General features: G+C 74.2%; 18 protein-coding genes and 1 tRNA gene. 10 read left to right on the top strand and 9 right to left on the bottom strand.

Translation table 11 applies throughout. The features are described 5' to 3' along the window. Window positions 1–44: 44 nt before the first annotated feature. The 3 genes from IR158_RS06625 to IR158_RS06615 form a co-directional block, all read right to left on the bottom strand. Window positions 45–773 carry a hypothetical protein gene (locus tag IR158_RS06625; RefSeq protein WP_291811071.1) on the bottom strand — a complete coding sequence of 243 codons (729 nt, stop codon included), beginning with the start codon at window positions 771–773 and terminating at the stop codon, window positions 45–47. Continuing rightward, window positions 770–1,162 carry a PadR family transcriptional regulator gene (locus IR158_RS06620; RefSeq protein ID WP_291811068.1) on the bottom strand — a complete coding sequence of 131 codons (393 nt, stop codon included), beginning with the start codon at window positions 1,160–1,162 and terminating at the stop codon, window positions 770–772. The genes IR158_RS06625 and IR158_RS06620 overlap by 4 nt, the downstream gene beginning before the upstream one ends. 137 nt (window positions 1,163–1,299) lie before the next feature. Then, window positions 1,300–1,503: a cold-shock protein gene (locus IR158_RS06615; RefSeq protein ID WP_089797961.1), complete on the bottom strand. Its 204-nt coding sequence runs from the start codon at window positions 1,501–1,503 to the stop codon at window positions 1,300–1,302. A 329-nt stretch (window positions 1,504–1,832) separates the two neighbouring features. Between IR158_RS06615 and IR158_RS06610 the strand changes: the two genes are divergently transcribed. Further along, window positions 1,833–3,710, top strand: a complete 1,878-nt coding sequence (locus IR158_RS06610; RefSeq protein ID WP_291811036.1) for a M48 family metallopeptidase — start codon at window positions 1,833–1,835, stop codon at window positions 3,708–3,710. Window positions 3,711–3,754: 44 nt separating this feature from the next. On the opposite strand, the gene IR158_RS06605 is transcribed toward IR158_RS06610, so the two are convergent. Further along, window positions 3,755–4,240 (bottom strand): hypothetical protein, encoded by a 486-nt coding sequence (locus IR158_RS06605; RefSeq protein ID WP_291811034.1) that lies wholly within the window; start codon window positions 4,238–4,240, stop codon window positions 3,755–3,757. A gap of 124 nt (window positions 4,241–4,364) precedes the next feature. On the opposite strand from IR158_RS06605, the gene IR158_RS06600 reads away from it, so the two are divergent. After that, a complete protein-coding gene (locus IR158_RS06600; RefSeq protein ID WP_291811031.1) occupies window positions 4,365–4,592 on the top strand; it encodes a PLDc N-terminal domain-containing protein in 228 nt (75 codons plus the stop codon). A gap of 6 nt (window positions 4,593–4,598) precedes the next feature. Here IR158_RS06600 and IR158_RS06595 read toward each other — a convergent pair whose 3' ends face one another. The 3 genes from IR158_RS06595 to IR158_RS06585 form a co-directional block, all read right to left on the bottom strand. Next, complete coding sequence (locus IR158_RS06595) at window positions 4,599–4,895, bottom strand: DUF1905 domain-containing protein (protein ID WP_291811028.1); 297 nt, start codon at window positions 4,893–4,895, stop codon at window positions 4,599–4,601. A gap of 39 nt (window positions 4,896–4,934) precedes the next feature. Beyond that, the gene (locus IR158_RS06590) at window positions 4,935–5,462 is read right to left on the bottom strand and encodes a DUF664 domain-containing protein (RefSeq protein ID WP_291811026.1); all 528 of its coding nucleotides are present in this window, start codon (window positions 5,460–5,462) and stop codon (window positions 4,935–4,937) included. Window positions 5,463–5,539: 77 nt separating this feature from the next. Then, the gene (locus tag IR158_RS06585) at window positions 5,540–5,827 is read right to left on the bottom strand and encodes a DUF4287 domain-containing protein (RefSeq protein ID WP_291811022.1); all 288 of its coding nucleotides are present in this window, start codon (window positions 5,825–5,827) and stop codon (window positions 5,540–5,542) included. Between the two features lie 106 nt (window positions 5,828–5,933). Here IR158_RS06585 and IR158_RS06580 point away from each other — a divergent pair, with 106 nt between their 5' ends. Next, entirely contained in the window at window positions 5,934–6,632 is a 699-nt protein-coding gene (locus tag IR158_RS06580; protein WP_291811019.1) for a hypothetical protein, read from the top strand. Window positions 6,633–6,711: 79 nt separating this feature from the next. Next, window positions 6,712–6,799, top strand: a tRNA-Ser gene (locus IR158_RS06575). Window positions 6,800–7,079: 280 nt separating this feature from the next. Here IR158_RS06575 and IR158_RS06570 read toward each other — a convergent pair. Together IR158_RS06570 and IR158_RS06565 are read right to left on the bottom strand one after the other, a co-directional pair. Then, window positions 7,080–8,291: a Fic/DOC family N-terminal domain-containing protein gene (locus tag IR158_RS06570; protein ID WP_291811016.1), complete on the bottom strand. Its 1,212-nt coding sequence runs from the start codon at window positions 8,289–8,291 to the stop codon at window positions 7,080–7,082. Between the two features lie 30 nt (window positions 8,292–8,321). Then, window positions 8,322–9,140: a helix-turn-helix domain-containing protein gene (locus tag IR158_RS06565; RefSeq protein ID WP_291811013.1), complete on the bottom strand. Its 819-nt coding sequence runs from the start codon at window positions 9,138–9,140 to the stop codon at window positions 8,322–8,324. Window positions 9,141–9,202: 62 nt separating this feature from the next. On the opposite strand from IR158_RS06565, the gene IR158_RS06560 reads away from it, so the two are divergent. From IR158_RS06560 to IR158_RS06535, 6 genes are all read left to right on the top strand, one after another. Then, complete coding sequence (locus IR158_RS06560) at window positions 9,203–9,856, top strand: maleylpyruvate isomerase family mycothiol-dependent enzyme (protein ID WP_291811011.1); 654 nt, start codon at window positions 9,203–9,205, stop codon at window positions 9,854–9,856. Next, complete coding sequence (locus IR158_RS06555) at window positions 9,853–10,509, top strand: maleylpyruvate isomerase family mycothiol-dependent enzyme (RefSeq protein WP_291811008.1); 657 nt, start codon at window positions 9,853–9,855, stop codon at window positions 10,507–10,509. Before IR158_RS06560 ends, IR158_RS06555 begins: the two co-directional genes overlap by 4 nt. Before the next feature lie 70 nt (window positions 10,510–10,579). After that, window positions 10,580–12,097, top strand: coding sequence for a 3' terminal RNA ribose 2'-O-methyltransferase Hen1 (locus tag IR158_RS06550; protein ID WP_291811005.1), 1,518 nt, complete (start codon window positions 10,580–10,582; stop codon window positions 12,095–12,097). After that, entirely contained in the window at window positions 12,094–14,676 is a 2,583-nt protein-coding gene (locus IR158_RS06545; protein ID WP_291811002.1) for a polynucleotide kinase-phosphatase, read from the top strand. The genes IR158_RS06550 and IR158_RS06545 overlap by 4 nt, the downstream gene beginning before the upstream one ends. Window positions 14,677–14,735: 59 nt before the next feature. Then, entirely contained in the window at window positions 14,736–15,479 is a 744-nt protein-coding gene (locus IR158_RS06540) for an AAA family ATPase (protein ID WP_291811000.1), read from the top strand. Between the two features lie 168 nt (window positions 15,480–15,647). After that, window positions 15,648–16,685 carry a LacI family DNA-binding transcriptional regulator gene (locus IR158_RS06535; RefSeq protein ID WP_291810999.1) on the top strand — a complete coding sequence of 346 codons (1,038 nt, stop codon included), beginning with the start codon at window positions 15,648–15,650 and terminating at the stop codon, window positions 16,683–16,685. Window positions 16,686–16,814: the final 129 nt, after the last annotated feature.

Genomic DNA, 16,814 nt, shown 5'->3' with positions numbered 1-16,814 from the left:
GGTTCGGTGGGCAGGTCGCCGCGGGGCCCCGGTGGGACGGTCCGTCAGCGGGGCAGCAGGGCGAGTGCCCCGGCGACGAGCAGCGCCACCACGGGGAGCGCCGCGCTCAGCGCGATCGACGTGAGCCGCATCCGTCGCGTCGGCGGGCTGTCGCGCTCGGCCGGGTCGCGGACCAGGTCGGTGGTCGCGCCGCCGACGTGCAGCGCGACCGCCCCGGCGACCATGAGCAGCACGCTGACCAGGACGAGGGGCGTCGCCGGTGCCGTCAGCGGTCCGTCCGGGACGAGCGCCCCGACGGCCGCGAGCATCCCCGCTGCTCCGCCGCCCGCGAGCGCCGCCTGCCACCACCGCGCGCGTGTGAACCAGCCCAGGATCCTCGTGGGTGCCAGGCACAGCGCGACGATCAGGAGCAGGACGAGGGCGACGGTGGTCGCCGCACCGCGGGAGGCCACCAGGTCCTCGCCGTGCAGCCACGGGGGCACCGACCACACGACCCCCATGACGCCGGCGGTCTGCGCGACGACCGCGGCACCGTCGCGCACGGTGGTGCGGCGGCGGGTCGGCAGCACCGGCGCGAGGCTGCGGGCGTACGCGGCGGGATCGCCGAACGCGCTGAGGGCGTCCTCGCCGGCGTCCGCGCAGTAGGCCTCGACCTCACCGAGCGCCTCGCCGATCGACGCACCCGGCACGTCGTGCACGCGCAGCTCCACGATGAACGCGTCGCGCCAGGCCGGCTCGACGTGCGGGGCGAGGGCGGCGGGTTCGCTGGTCATCGGGAGGCCTCCGGGCTCGTGACGAACGTCTGGGTCAGGTCGGCGAAGCGCGACCAGCGCGCGCTCTCGTCGTGCAGGTGGGCGCGGCCGGCGTCGGTCAGCGCGTAGTACTTGCGACCGGGGCCGCCGTCGCCGGGGCGCCACTCCTCGTCGAGCAGGCCGGCGGCGTGCAGGCGGCCGAGCAGGGGGTAGAGCGTGCCGCCCTTGATCTCGCCGAGCCCGGCGGCGGCCAGCCGCTGCGCGATGTCGTAGCCGTACGTCGCGCCGTCGGCCAGCACGCGCAGCGCGCACAGCGACAGCACGCCGCGCAGCCACTCACCGGGCCAGTCGGCACCGGTCGCGACGTCGTCGCCGGTGCCGGGGGTCGGAGGTGCGGTGCGTCGCGGCATGGCTAGACAGTAGGGCTGACTAGGTAGGCACGCAACCCACTCGCCCACCGCCGTCCTCGACGGGAAAGGCGAAGGGCGCCCCGACCAGTGGTCGGGACGCCCTTCGGTGAGCCCGTAGGGCTCGGTGAGCTCGTCGCTCAGGCAGGTGCGACGTTCGAGGCCTGCGGGCCCTTGGGGCCGGCCTGCACGTCGAACTGCACGCGCTGGTTCTCCTCGAGCGAGCGGTAGCCCTGCGTCTGGATGGCCGAGTAGTGGACGAAGACGTCCGGGCCGCCGTCCTCGGGGGCGATGAAGCCGAAGCCCTTCTCAGCGTTGAACCACTTCACGATGCCAGTGGGCACGTCATTCTCCTCATGCGGTTACTACGGACCCGACGACCGGGACCGGTGAATCACGGTGGTCGTCGTCCGCTCCGGAGAACGGGACAAACAAAGCGCACTGCGACTACCTCCTCAGCGTAGCCTCACGGATCCCGACTGCGCGAGGGGTTCAGCCGCACGGACCTGCACGGATTCCCGGGGGTCTGCCACGGCCCGCACCGCAGCGGCGCCGGTGCCGGCGACCGCCCGCAGATTCGTCGCCCGTTCGCCCACGGGGAGCGGCCCGCCGCCGCTACGCTCCCGCCGGACGGGACGCGCCGGCGGCCCCCAGGGGAGTCCAGGAGGCACCCATGAGCACCAGGCTGCGCGCCGTCGTCGCGGTTCTGACCTTGGCAGGGTTCTACGTCACTGCGCTCCTGCTCATCGCCGGTCTCGGCGCACTGACGGTGCTCGCGTTCCGGTCCGGCACCGGGCCGTTGGCCGGCAAGCTCGGCTTCGTCACGATCGCGGCCGTCGTCGGCGTCGTCGTCGCGCTGTGGAAGGTCGCGCGCGCCCGGCCCGAGCCGCCGTCGGGTCCCGTGCTGCTGCGCGCCGAGGCACCCGAGCTGTGGGCGATGGTCGACGAGCTCGCGGTCCTGACCGGGACCCGCGCCCCCGACGAGATCCGGCTCGCGCCGGACGTCAACGCGGGCGTCATGGAGGACGCGCGGTTCCTGGGGCTCGTCGGCGGGACGCGGCGCATGGTGCTCGGCGTGCCGCTGCTGCACGGCCTGAGCGTCGCGCAGCTGCGCTCGGTCCTCGCCCACGAGCTGGGCCACTACTCGCACGACGACACGCGGCTGTCCGTCGTGGTCCACCGCGGCCGCGCCGCGATCGGCGCCACTCTCGCCCAGCTCTCGGGATCGCTGGTCGGCTGGCTCCTGCGGCAGTACGGCAAGCTCTACCTGCTCGTCTCCGCGGCCACCAGCCGCCGGCAGGAGCTCGCGGCCGACGCGAAGTCCGTCGCTGCGGTGGGCCGTGCGACCGCGCAGTCGGCGCTGCGCGAGGTGCCGGTGCTCGACGCCGCGTGGGACTTCTACCTGGAGCGCTACGTCATGGTCGGGTGGGAGGTCGGTCTGGCGCCGACGTCCGACGCGTTCTACGGCGGCTTCCGGCACCTGCTCGCCGCGCGTGCGCAGGAGCTGAGCGACATGCGCGACGTGCCCCGCCCCGAGCACGCGAGCCGGTGGGACAGCCACCCGCCCATCGGCGAGCGCATCGTCACGATGGACCGCCTGCCCGACGTCCCGCACACGCCCGACCCGCGGCCGGCGACCGTCCTCGTCCCGCGGCTCGACGTGCTCGCGACGCACCTCGCCGACGAGGTGCTGGTCGTCGAGGACCGCCGCCGGCTCCCCTGGGAGGAGCTGATCGCGCCCGCGGTCGCGGCGGCGCAGCAGCGCCACGCGGACAGCGTCCACCGCGCCGCCGCACGCCTGGCCGGCGTCCAGCGGGCGACGCTGGGCACCGTGCTCGACCTCGTGGCCCAGGGCCGCGGTGACGACCTCGCGCGTGAGCTGGGGATCGATCCGGGTCGCCCGACCTTCGAGGAGGCCGGTGAGCACGTGCCGCACCCCATGGCCGACGCTCTCGAGCCCGTCCTGTCGTCGGCGCTCGTCAACGCGGGTGCCGCGCGGTGGCACCTCGACTGGGCGGGCCCGGCCACGCTGCGGGACCGCGAGGGTGACGAGCCCGCGCTGTCGGCCTGGGCGAACCTCGCGTCGCAGTCCGCGGGTGTCGAGCACGTGCGCGCCTGGCTCGCCGGTCTGGGTGTCGACCCGCAGGCGGTCGGCCAGGTCCACGAGCGCGCGACCGCGCACGGTGCGTCGGTGCTGGCCGGGCTCGCCAACGTCTCCGTCGACGGCGTGGACCACGACGTCGTCGTCCTGGACCGCGGTCTGGTGCTCGTGCCGTGCCCCAAGAAGACCGACGGCGGCAAGGCTCGCCTGATCGGTGTCGTCCGGTCCGCGCCCGTGCACCAGCTCGCGCAGGCGCACCGGTTCGTGTCCTACGAGGACGTCCGCACCGCGACGGTGCGCCGCTCGTCACCCGTGCAGGCGACCGTCGAGCTGCACGACGGCACGTGCCTGGAGCTCAAGGAGCGGTGGGCGGGGGAGTACCTGGCGAAGGGCTCGCAGGAGATCCTCGTGGGGCACCTGCACTCGCTCGCCGCCGCTCCCGGAGCCTGACGCCCGCGGCCTGACGTGCCCCGGACGCCGGAGGCCCGCCGCGGTCAGCCGACGGTGGCGGTCAGGTGCAACCGGTCGCCCAGCGTGACGTCGTCGACGCGCACCTGCAGGCCGCGCGCGGCGGGGAACGCCTCGCCGACCAGCGGGCCGAGACGGTCGAGGTCGACCTCGACGACCGTGGCGCCCTCCTGCGTGTGGACCGTCGCCACGCCCCGGGGCAGCTTCGCGAGCTGCCCGCGGACCGCCTCGGTCACGAACCCGCTGAGGTCCATGCGCATCACGGGGTGCGACGCGACGATCGCCACGCGCCACGCCCGGCCCGTCACGCCGCGGTCCTCGACGCGCACGTCGACCGGCCCGGCCAGCCTCGTGGCCATGCGGACGGCGCCGGGCACGCCGGGCAGCTCGTGCACCTTGACCTGTGCCCGCACCAGACGCGCCTCCCCGCGGACGTCGGTCACGGCGGACGGGAGGGCGTCGGCCGCCCGGGCGAGCGTGAGGGCCTCGTCGAGACCCAGGGTGAGCTCCATGGCGTCAGGTTACGCACCGCGCACCGTCGCGTGGAGGGGGACCTGCGACCCTGCGGCCCGTGCGCGTCTGGTGAAGGATGGGCTGTACCCACGCGCCGCGCGCGCCCGAGCCCGGAGGTCCGACGTGCCCCTGAAGCCGAAGAAGAAGTGGCGTGAGCTGCGGCGCGGTCAGCGCGTCGTCGTCGTGGTGGCCGGCGCTGCGCAGGTGGCCCTCACCGCCGCCGCGTACCGGGACCTGGTCAAGCGGCCGGCCGCGGAGGTCAACGGCCCGAAGATCGCGTGGGGACTCGCGCTGCTCGTCAACTGGGCGGGCCCCCTGGCGTACTTCGCGAAGGGGCGCGTCACGTCCTGAGGGGCGTCACACGTCGACGAGCCGCAGTCGCAGGTGCACGACGTCGCCGACGGTGACGTCGGCAGCGGTGCGCACCGCCTTCTTCACCGGCAGCACGTACGTCTTGCGGTCCTTGTCGGGGAACAGCGACGTGCGCCACGTCGTCGGGCCGAGCGTCACCTCGACGCGCACGGAGCCGAACCCGCCCTGGCGGCCCCGCGTGAGCTCGTCCACCTCGTCCGCGACGGGGAACGGCAGCGCCACGAACACCCACGACCCGTTCTCCACCTGCCACAGCGGCACGTCGACCTCGTACTCCGTCACCCGCGGCACGCTACCGGGGGCCACCGACGCCCGTCCGTGTCAGGCGGGTGCGACGTCCTGGGGGAGCAGCCCGCGCAGGTAGGCGGCCTGCCCGGCGTGCTGGACGCAGTCGTCGAGGATGCTGACGAGCCGCACGCCCAGCGTCACCGGCGGGTCCCAGGACGTGTCGACGACGGTGTCGAGCTCGTCGTCCTCGATGCGCTCCAGGTAGGCGAGGGTCTGCGCGGTGACGGCGTCGAGGTAGCCCAGCAGCAGGTCGGCGGGCGCGTCGACGCGCGCCGCCTCGTCGGGTGACTGCCCGTAGCCCGTGGCGTCGTGGTCGAACGGCAGGCCGAACCGGTCGGCCCAGCCGTCCGCCGTCCACAGCTGCTCGACGCCGGCCAGCGGCGCGACCTGGGAGTCCTGGCCGCGCGCGACGTGCCACGCGAGCCACGCGAGCGTGTTGGCGTGCGGCGCGGGACGCCAGGTCCGCGCTGCCGCGTCCGTGCCGTCCAGGGCGGCCCGGAGCACGGGACCGACCCTCCCGAACCCGTCGGTGAGCACCTGCTGCGCGCCTGTCGTCGTCACGTGACCGACCGTACGGCCGTCCGTGGCGGGCCGCACCCTCGGCCGTGACGGACGAGGCGGTGGCGGGAGGAGGCGCGTCAAGAAGGGCGCGTCGCGCGACCGTCGAGCCACAGCGTGTCCGACGCGTCGCGGTGCGTCCCCGCGGTGCCGACGTGCTTGCCGGAGATGGTCGGGCCCTTGGTGATGACGTGCACCATGGCCATGCCGTGCCCCCGCCCCAGACCGTGCTCGTCGGCGAGCCACGCGAGGATCGGACCCGCCTTCGTGGACGCGTCGAACCCGCGCTCGTGCGCCTGCTCGAGCAGATGGCGCGGGGTGAGGCCGGTCTTCTCCTCGACCGCGTCGAGATAGGCCTGGAAGGACATGGCGCGCTCCTCGCTCGTGGTGGTGCGGGGGTAGACCCGCGGACGTGCGTGGAGTCATCGGGTGGTTCGCCGGGTGCGTCGGTCGGCGGCGGGACACACTGCCACCATGCAGCGGCAGCGGGTGAGGGACGGGCTGGTCGGCGCCGGGATCACGGTGCTCGTCCTGGCGCTGCTGCTGGTCGTCGCCGTGCTCGCCGCGACGAGGTCCGCGTCCTCGGCGGCGCCGGGCGCGTCGCCGCCGGCCGACCCGTCGGGGGCCGGCAGCGCGGGGGAGCCGGCTCCCGGCGACCTCGCCGACGGTGACCTGTGGCTGGACGGGCTCACGTTGGACGCCGACACCCTCGCGACGCCTGACGGCACCCTGCGCGACGTCGTCGTCACGGGCGCGGACGTGCGCACCGGTGAGTCGGGGCTGGTCGCCGGGCAGCTCACGGTGGACGCGACGGTGCCGTTCGCCCTGGTGGCGGGGCAGATCGGGCCGGACGTGCGTGTCGGGCCGGTCGCGGGCAGCCCGGACCAGGCGGCGGTGCACCGGTCGTTCGAGGGCCTCGGGCGGGTGCTGGACGTCGAGGCGACCGGGACCGTGACGGTGAGCGCGGGACGCCTCGTCATCGAGCCGCGCACGATCGACATCGGCGGGCCGGCGTTCCTCGCCGACGTGTTCGGCGCGCTCGCGCGCGAGCTCGTCACGATCGAGCACGAGATCGAGGGCATCCCGGACGGGCTCGTCCTGCAGGAGGTGACGGTGCAGCGCGACGGGTTCCGGGCGCAGCTGCGGGGGACGGACGTGCGCATCGAGCCGTGAGGGTGCGTCCGGGGCTCGCACGTTCCTCGGCTAGACTCCTACCCGCAGTACGCCCGCTCACGCGGCGCGTGCAGCACCAGGAGGATTCGCCTAGTGGCCTATGGCGCACGCTTGGAAAGCGTGTTGGGTTAACGCCCTCGGGGGTTCGAATCCCCCATCCTCCGCCAGTCGAAGGGCCCGTGACCTGCAGAGATGTGGGTGACGGGCCCTTCGTCGTGAGGAGGTGCGGGATGGCGCAGCGCGAGGGCGCGGGGCCGTTCCGAGATGGCGAGCGGGCGAGAGTGCTCGTGGACGACGACTTCACGAGCAGTCTGCAGCCGAGATGTATCGACAACTGACACTCTTACTTCAAAGTACTCATCAACCGCATCTTCACGAGCAGTCTGCAGCCGAGATGTCTCGAGAACTGACAGTCTCGCTCCGAACCGGTTGTCGCCTCGCGCTCACCTACCCGTCCCGCCCACCCACGAGCACACGGAGCACTGCAGGCGCATAGAAGCGACGGCGGTAGGTGTTCGACGCAGCAAGCGGCGCCAGGACACCAAGTTCGACCAGTTGCCCGACCAGGCCGTTCGCTCGCGCGTACGACAGGCGAAGGTCACGCTCCACCGCCCGCACGGTGAAGGCCGTGTTGGCCACGGCGTAGTCCACCAGCGCATGCGCTGTGTCAGCCCGGAGGCTCGACGCCCGCACGGTCTCCTTCAGCCGCGCTTGAACAGCGACAAGGGCCAGCATCTGCTCGCGGGTCCTCCGGGCCGAAGTCTCCAGACCGTCAGCGAAGAAGCGGACGAAGGCGTCCCAGTCGCCTCGGGTGCTCACCCCGAACAAGTGGTCGTAGTACTCCGCTCGCCGCGACTCGAACCAGGGCGACACCGTGAGCGTGGGCTCTGCCAGGACCCCGAGCTTCAGGAGGTGCACGACGATCAAGAGGCGGCCCACACGACCGTTCCCGTCGCTGAACGGGTGAAGGGCCTCGAACTGGTAGTGGGCCAGGGCTGCCGCCACGACGGGGTCGATCACGCCTGGCCGGCCCGCGCTCATCCAGTCCAGAAGATCTTGGACCCGCGCTTGCAGGTCCAGTCCCGCCGGTGGCGGCACGAAGCGCGCAGCCACGACAGGCAGGTCCTCCGGCAGCGCCTCGACCCGACGGCCGATCACCACTTGGCTGCTCCGGAGCCCACCCGTCGCCAGCCCTTCGCTCCTCGTGCCGTGAACAAGTACCTGCTGCAGCTCACCGAGGAGCCCCACCGTGAGCGACTGGCCCTCCTCCACGGCGCGGAAGGCGCGGTCTGCCATCGACACGTAGTTGAGGACCTCGCGCAGGTCAACGGACTGCGGGCGCTCCTGGTCCGCAGTCAGCACGTCGGCGAGCGGCGCGTACGTGCCCTCGAGCGCCGAGGTGCTCTGGGCCTCGGTCTGCAAGGTCGGCCGTCGAAGCAGCCGAGGGTTCGGCAGCTGCTGCGCCGTGCTGTCGAGCGCCGCAAGGGCCGCCCGGGCGTTGCCCACAGCCAGGTAGGTCGAGGGGCTCAGCCCTGGGGGCTCGTCGGGCAACGGCCACGGGACGAACGCCGAGTGCCGCCAGGGACCTCGGAGCGGGTCGGTGCCCGTGATGGGCACCAGATCGCCGGGCGCATCAACGTCGAAGAGACTCAGGTCCACATAGGCACACTACTCGTGATTGATGCTCATTTACTGAATGATCGTTACTTCGTCTGCGGCGACGGCTACAGCCCCCGACCGCTGGGTAGAAGAGAGTCTGTCCTCCAGAGATGCGGGTGGCGGGCCCTTCGTCAAGCGATCGCGGGATGACCGGGGGGCGTCGTCGTGGGTCCCGGGTGGGTTCCCCAGCGACGTCGCCCTGAGCAGCGCCCGCACCGCGTCGTCGTCACCCGCGACCTGGACGTCGGCCACGTCCTCGATTGCGACGCCCCCGATCACGCACGCCTTCCAGGCCCGGGTCGTCGCCCACACCTCCGCGTCGGTCGCCGCCGGCTCGGCCGACCGGTTCACGCGGGTGGTGTGCTGCGACACCGTGGCGAGGTAGGTGACAGGCTCGGCGTCGTCGTACCGGGAGTCGGTGAGGTGCAGCGCGACGCGGCGCTCGTCCGCGAGCCCGGGGGCCGGTCGCGCGTGCGCGCGCATCGCCAGGACGACGGTGTCGGGGCTCATGTCGGCGTCGCGCGGCAGGGCGGGCGACGCGACGGCCCAGCGCGACAGCGCCGTGTTGACGGCCTCGAGCTCGCGCCCCCAGTCGGTGAGCTCGTAGACGTCGACGCGGCCGGGCAGCCGCCGTCGCCGCAGGACCCCGCCTGCCTCCAGGTCGTGCAGGCGCTGGGTGAGGACGGCGGGCCCGATGCCGAGGACGTCGCGCTGGATCTCGGTGAAGCGCTTGGCGCCCAGGAGGAGCTCGCGGACGACGACCATCGTCCAGCGGTCGCCGACGAGGTCGAGCGCGTGCGCGGCGGCGCAGCCGTCGTTGTACGAGCCGTACGAGCGTCGGGACCCCATTGACAGAGCGTACTTCGCAAACAGTAGTGTCCACTACTCGATCAGTAGTGGCGAGGAGGCCCATGCACGCGCTGGCGGCAGACGTCTGGCAGACCGTCCGTGAGGAGCGGCTGCGCCTCGCGGACGACCTCTCCGGGCTCCGCGACGAGCAGTGGGCGGTCCCGTCGCTGTGCCCCGGGTGGGACGTCCACGACGTCCTGGCGCACCTGGTCGACACGGCACGCACCGGACGCCTGGCCTTCGTGCGCGACATGGTGGGCGCCCGTGGGGACTTCGACCGGGCCAACCGGGCCGGCGTCGCGCGGGAGAGGCGAGCGGACCCGCAGGACACCGTCGCGGCGCTGCGGCAGGTCGCCGACCTGCGGCGCACCCCGCCGGCTCCGCTGGCGACAAGGCTGGTCGAGGCCGTCGTGCACGGCGAGGACGTCCGCCGGCCGCTGGGTCTTGCGGGCGCCTACCCGGCCCGGGCGGTCGTCCTCGCGCTCGAGAACCAGCTCCGCACGCGGGTCTCCCTCGGTGGCGGGCGCGAGCGCGTCGCGGGCGTCCGGCTGGTCGACCGGGCCAGCGGGCGGACCTGGGGTGCCGGTGAGGACCTGGAGGCGGACGCCGTCGACCTGCTCCTCGTCGTCTCGGGACGGCCCGTGCCCGCCGACCGGCTCGCAGGGGCCGCGGCACCCCGCTTCGCGCCAGTCGCCGGTGAGCGGGACGACCGGTGACGCGACGTCCGGCGGACAGCCCTGACGACCGGCTGTGGGCGCTCGCCCACGCCGAGCGCGCCGCCCTGGCGGAGGACCTGGCGCACCTGACCCCCGAGCAGTGGCGGCACGGCACGCTGTGCGGCGAGTGGGACGTCGAGGAGGTCGTCGCCCACCTGACCGCCGCTGCGAGCGTCGGCCAGTGGCGGTGGCTGCGCAGCATGCTCGGCGCGCGCTTCCGCCCGGACGTGCACAACCGGCGCCGGCTCGACGAGCACCGCGGCCGGACGCCCGCCGAGACGCTCGACCGCTTCCGCGCCGTCGTCACGAGCACGACGGCACCGTCCAGCCACACCCCCGCCTACCTGGGGGAGGTCGTCGTGCACGCGCAGGACGTCCGCCGGCCCCTGGGGGTCACGCGCACGCCGGACGTCGACGCGCTGACCCCCGTCGCGGAGTTCTTCGCCCGGCGGGACTTCACCGTGAACAGCCGCACGCACTCCGCGGGTCTCGGTCTGCGCGCGGACGACGGCCCCTTCCGCGCCGGCGAGGGTCCGCTCGTCACAGGGTCGACCCTCGCGCTCGTCATGAGCATGGCGGGGCGGGCGGCGTACCTGGACGAGCTCGACGGGCCGGGCGGCCCGACGCTGCGGCATCGGGTCACCGGCGGGTAGCCGCGTCCGCCCGGGGGAGCGAGCAGCAAACCGCCGGACAGCGCGATGCCCTGCGTGCGACGATCCGCCCGTGCTCCTGACCCTGTCCGCCGCCGGCCCCGACGCAGCCGACCTCGGCTACCTGCTGCACAAGCACCCCGGCCGGGTCCAGGCGTTCGACCAGTCGTTCGGGGTCGCGCACGTCTTCTACCCCGAGGCGACCGACGAGCGCTGCACCGTCGCGCTCCTGCTGGAGGTCGACCCGGTGGGGCTCGTCCGGCAGAAGGGCCGTAGCGCACCGCGCGACGTCGCGTTCAGCCTCGCGCAGTACGTGAACGACCGGCCGTACGCGGCGTCGTCGATGCTCGCGGTCGCGCTCGGCAAGGTGTTCCGCACGGCCATGGCCGGGCGCTGCGAGCTGCGTCCCGAGCTGCCCGCACGGCGCTGGGACCTGAGCGTCCACGTCCCGGCCGTGCCGTGCCGCGGCGGCGCCGAGGCCGCGGTCCGGCTGTTCGCGCCGCTGGGGTGGCAGGTCGACGCGCGCCCCGTGCCGCTCGACCCGACGGTCCCCGCGTGGGGCGACTCGCGCTACGTCGACCTGCACCTGACGGGCACGCAGCGCGTCGCCGACGCGCTCAGCCACCTCTACGTCCTGCTGCCGACGCTCGACGCAAGCAAGCACTACTGGGTGGGGTCCGACGAGGTCACCAAGCTCGTGCGTGCGGGGGAGGGGTGGCTCGCGGCGCACCCCGAGCGCCGGGAGATCGCCCGCCGGTACCTCGCCCACCGCACCAGCCTGGCGACGTCGGCCATCGAGCGGCTCGCGGAGGTCGACGACGCCCGCCCGGAGACGGTCGACGACGCCCTCGCCGAGCCCGAGGACGCAACCGTCGACGCGGCGACCGCCGGCGCGCCCGACGCGGCGGGGCCGGCGGACGCCGCGGACCCGGCAGATCCGGCGGAGCCGACCCCACCGCCCCTGGCCCGGCAGCGCCTCGACGCCGTCGTCGCCCAGATCCGCGAGGCGGGTGCACGCAGCGTCGTCGACCTCGGGTGCGGCGAGGGCACCCTGCTGAGCGAGCTGCTGCGCGACCCCGCGTACGAGCGGCTCCTCGGCGTCGACGTCTCGGCGCGGGCCCTGACGACCGCCGCCCGGCGGCTCCACCTCGACACGCTCCCGGAGCGTCAGCGTCGGCGCATCGAGCTCGCGCACTCCTCGGTCACCTACCGCGACGCCCGCGTCGCCGGCTTCGACGTCGCGGTGCTCATGGAGGTGGTCGAGCACGTCGACCCGCCGCGCCTGGCGGCGCTGGAGCGCGCGGTCCTGGGCGCCGCCGCACCCGCGACGCTCGTCGTGACCACCCCCAACGCCGAGCACAACGTGCGGTACCCCACGCTGGAGGCCGGCACGATGCGCCACCACGACCACCGCTTCGAGTGGACGCGCGCCGAGTTCGCCGCCTGGGCACGGGCGGCCGCGGACCGTCACGGGTACGACGTCGCGCTGCTGCCCGTCGGGGTGGACGACCCGGAGGTCGGCCCGCCCACCCAGATGGCCGTCTTCCGCCGCGGTACGGCCCCGGCGAGCCACGACGGGGGTGCGCGATGACCACCCTGACGGTCCCGGCGCTCTCGCTGGTCGTCCTGGTCGGCGTGTCCGGCTCGGGCAAGTCGACCTTCGCCGCGCAGCACTTCGGCCCGTTCGAGACGCTGTCCTCGGACTTCTGCCGGGGCCTGGTCTCCAACGATGTCACCTCGCAGGACGCCACGGCCGCGGCGTTCGACGTGCTGCACCACATCGCGGGCAAGCGCCTCGACGCCGGGCTGCTCACGGTCGTCGACGCGACCAACGTGCAGCCGACGGCACGCAAGGCGCTGGTCGCGCTCGCCCGCGCGCACGACGTGCTACCCGTGGCGATCGTGCTGGACGCGCCCGAGCAGGTCTGCCTCGAGCGCAACGCCGCACGCGCCGACCGGTCGCTGGCCTCCCACGTCGTGCGGCGCCAGCGCGACCAGCTGCGCCGCTCGCTGCGCGGGCTGTCGCGCGAGGGCTTCCGCACGGTCCACGTGCTGCGGGGCACCGACGAGGTCGACGCCGCCGTGATCGACCGGCAGCCGCTGCGCAGCGACCGGCGTGCCGAGCGCGGGCCGTTCGACGTCGTCGGGGACGTGCACGGGTGCCGCTCGGAGCTCGAGACCCTGCTCGGCGCCCTGGGTTACGTGATCAGCCGCGACGCCGAGGGCCGGCCCGTCGACGCGGCCCACCCCGAGGGGCGGCGGGCGCTGTTCGTCGGCGACCTCGTCGACCGCGGCCCCGACAGCGTGGGCGTGCTGCGTCTCGTCATGGGCATGGTCGCGGGCGGGCACGCGCTCGCGGTCCCCGGCAACCACGAGCACAAGCTCGTGCGCGCGCTCGACGGCCGCAACGTGCAGGTGTCGCACGGCCTGGAGACGACGCTCGCCGAGCTGGCGCAGGAGACCGACGAGTTCCGCGCGGCGGTGCGCGAGTTCTGCGACGGCCTGGCCGCGCACCTCGTGCTCGACGACGGCCGGCTCGTCGTCGCACACGCCGGCCTCAAGGAGGAGTTCCACAACCGCGCGTCCGGGCGGGTGCGGGCGTTCGCGCTGTACGGCGACACGACCGGTGAGACCGACGAGTTCGGCCTGCCCGTGCGTCTGCCGTGGGCGGACGACTACCGCGGCCGGGCCATGGTGCTCTACGGGCACACCCCGACCCCGACGGCCACGTGGGTCAACAACACGATGTGCCTCGACACCGGGTGCGTGTTCGGCGGGCACCTGAGCGCGCTGCGCTACCCCGAGAAGGAGCTCGTCCAGGTAGCCGCCGAGCGCGTCTGGTACGAGCCGGCGCGCCCGTTCCCCACGGCGGACGAGGGCCCGACGACCGACGCGACCCCGGACGCCGCGCGCCGCGACCCCGACGTCCTCGACGTGGCGGACGTCCTGGGCAAGCGCGTCGTCGAGACGGGCCTGCACGGGCGCGTGACCGTCGCCGAGGAGAACGCGGCCGGCGCCCTGGAGGTCATGAGCCGGTTCGCCCTCGACCCGCGGTGGCTGCTCTACCTGCCGCCGACCATGAGCCCGTGCGCGACCGCCCCCGACGGCGACCTCCTGGAGCACCCCGACCAGGCGTTCGACGCCTACCGGGACGACGTCGAGAGCGTCGTGTGCGAGGAGAAGCACATGGGCTCGCGCGCCGTGGTGCTGGTGTGCCGGGACGCGGACGTCGCCGCGGCGCGCTTCGGCATGCCCGTGGGCACGACGGGCGCGGTGCACACGCGCACCGGGCGGCCGTTCTTCGACGCCGCGCGCACGGAGGCGCTGCTCGACGTGGTCCGCACGGCCGCGGCGGACGTCTGGGGGCGCGTCGGACGCGACGGCGCGCCCGCGGACTGGCTGCTGCTCGACTGCGAGCTCATGCCGTGGTCCGTCAAGGCCGAGGACCTGCTGCGCCACCAGTACGCGGCCGTCGGCGCCGCCGCACGCACCGCGCTGCCCGCGGCGAGGGCCGCGCTCGACGCCGCGTCGGCCGCCGGGCTGCCGGTCGACGAGCTGCTGGCGCGCACCCGCTCGCGCGGCGCGAACGCCGACGCCTTCGCCGCGGCGTACCGCCGCTACGTGTGGCCCACCGACGGGCTCGACGGCGTGCGGCTCGCACCGTTCCAGCTCCTCGCGACCGACGCCGGCACGTACGAGACGCGCGACCACCTGTGGCACCTCGACGTCGCCGACGCCCTGGTCGGGGCCGACCGGTCCGGCGTGCTGGCCACCACCCGACGGCTCGTCGTCGACCTCACCGACCCCGCCTCGCGTGCGGCAGGCGTCGCCTGGTGGCACGACCTGACGTCGGCCGGTGGGGAGGGGATGGTCGTCAAGCCGCTGGCCAACCTCGTGCGCGGCCGCAAGGGGCTCGTGCAGCCCGGCATCAAGGTCCGCGGACGCGAGTACCTGCGCATCATCTACGGCCCCGACTACACCGAGCCGCAGCACCTGACCCGGCTGCGCTCACGGCACCTCGGGCGCAAGCGCAGCCTCGCGCTGCGCGAGTACGCGCTGGGTCTGGAGGCGCTCGCGCGGCTCAGCGCGGGGGAGCCGCTGTGGCGCGTCCACGAGGCCGTGTTCGCGGTGCTCGCGCTGGAGTCGGAGGCCGTCGACCCGCGGCTGTGAGCCGCGGCTGCGAGCCGCGCGCGTCGTCGCGTGTCGGCCGTCCGTGATGGGGTGGGCGCATGGTCGCGCGCACGGGTCCGTGGAGCACGCTGCCCGTGCGTCGGGTGCAGGCGCGGACGGGGGTGTCCGGGGTCGACGGGGAGCGCGGCGGTGACTGGCACCTGACCGTGCCCGCGGTGCGGCAGGTGCTCGAGCAGGGCTGGGACCTGGGCCCGGTGACCGTGCTGGTGGGGGACAACGGCGCCGGCAAGTCGACGCTGGTCGAGGGCATCGCCACGGCGTTCGGCATGGCGGCCGAGGGCGGGTCGACGGGGTCGATGCACCGCACCCGCCCCACCGAGTCGGGGTTCGCGCACGACCTCCAGCTCGTGCGGGGCGCCGGTGCCCCGCGGCGCGGGTTCTTCCTGCGGGCCGAGACGATGCACGGCTTCTACACGTACCTCGACGAGCACCCCGGCAACGACCCGGTGTTCCACGAGATGTCCCACGGGGAGTCGTTCCTCGAGCTCATCGGCTCCCGGATGATGTACCCGGGCCTGTACGTCCTCGACGAGCCCGAGTCCGCGCTGTCGTTCACGGGCAGCCTCGCGCTGCTGCGCCACCTGCACGACCTGGCGCAGCACGACTCGCAGGTGATCCTCTCGACGCACTCGCCGCTGCTGGCGGCGCTGCCCGGCGCGACGGTCTACGAGGTGGGCGAGTGGGGGCTGCGCGAGTGCGCGTGGGAGGACCTGGACCTCGTCACGTCGTGGCGCGCGTTCCTCGACGCCCCGGAGCGCTACCTGCGCCATGTCCTCGACTGAGGGCGCCGACGGGCCGGGTTGGGCGCCGCACGCCGTCGCCGCCCGGAGTGCCGCTCGTGCGGGAGAGTCGGCGCGGGACGCCGGCGGGCGCGCCGTAGTATCCCTAGCCGACGGGCGTCCACGGGCCCCGCGACATCCCACCACGGCCGAGAGCGAGGCACTGCGCTGATGACCGTGAGGTCGCGGGCCGGCCGTGCAGCACGAGCGGTCGGCGTCCGGGCGGTCGCGGCGCACGCCGGCGTCTCGCTCGGTACGGTGTCGAACGTCCTCAACAGCCCCGATCGCGTCTCCGACGAGACGCGCGAGCGCGTCGAGGAGTCCATGCGCGCCCTGGGGTTCGTGCCCTCGCGCGCGGCCGGCCAGCTGCGCAGCCGCCGCTCGGAGCTGATCGGTGTCGTGGTGCCGGACGTCGGCAACCCCTTCTGGGCGGCCGTGCTGCGCGGGGTCGAGTCGGTGACGGAGGCGGCGGGCCTGACGATGATCGTCGCGTCGACGCACCAGGACCCCGCCCGTCAGCGCCGTCTGCTGCGCTCCCTGGAGAGCCAGGGCGTCGACGGCCTGGTGGTCGCGCCGATCGTGGACCGCGCGTCGGACTGGGCGCCGTTCGAGGAGCGCCGGTTCGGTGTCGTGACGCTCGACCGCCGCTCGCCCGGGTCGGGTGGTGCGTGGGTCAGCCTGGACAACGTCCTGGGGGCCGGCCTGGCCATGGGCCACCTGGCCGACGTCGGCTACCGGCGGATCGCGCTGGTGAACGGCCCGATGTCGGTGTCGTGGTGCGCGGAGCGCCGGCAGGGCGCACGCGAGGCGCTGCTGCAGCGCGGCCTCGACCCTGCTGAGGTCATGCTCGAGCTCGAGGTGACGGACCTGACGGTCGAGGAGGGCGGTGCGGCGCTCGCGCCGCTGCTGGACGCGGGCCGGCTCGACGCCGTGATGTGCGTCAACGACATGCTCGCGCTGGGTGCGCTGCTGGAGATCCGGGCGCGCGGGCTGCGCGTGCCGCAGGACGTGGCGCTCGTCGGCTACGACGACGCCGACTTCGCGCTGGCGCTGAACCCGCCGCTCACGACGGTGCACCAGCCGTCGTTCGAGATGGGGGTGGCGGCGGCCGAGCTGCTGCTGGCGGCGGACGAGCGCGAGCCGGGTGCGCACATGGAGTTCCAGCCGCTGCTCGTCGTGCGCGAGTCGAGCGGGCGACCGCCGCAATAGGTACGCGGGTTGTGCCTGACGCGGTCGTCAGCGCCCGGGCTTTGACAGCGCCTAGGGACGCATGGAGTCTTGAACCGGTTCACATGAACCGGTTCAAGAAGCGCCTCAGGCGCCCAGCGGACGAAGGAC

Source organism: Cellulomonas sp. (assembly GCF_015234515.1).
Lineage (GTDB): Bacteria > Actinomycetota > Actinomycetes > Actinomycetales > Cellulomonadaceae > Cellulomonas.
This window is presented reverse-complemented; position numbering and strand designations above follow the sequence as displayed.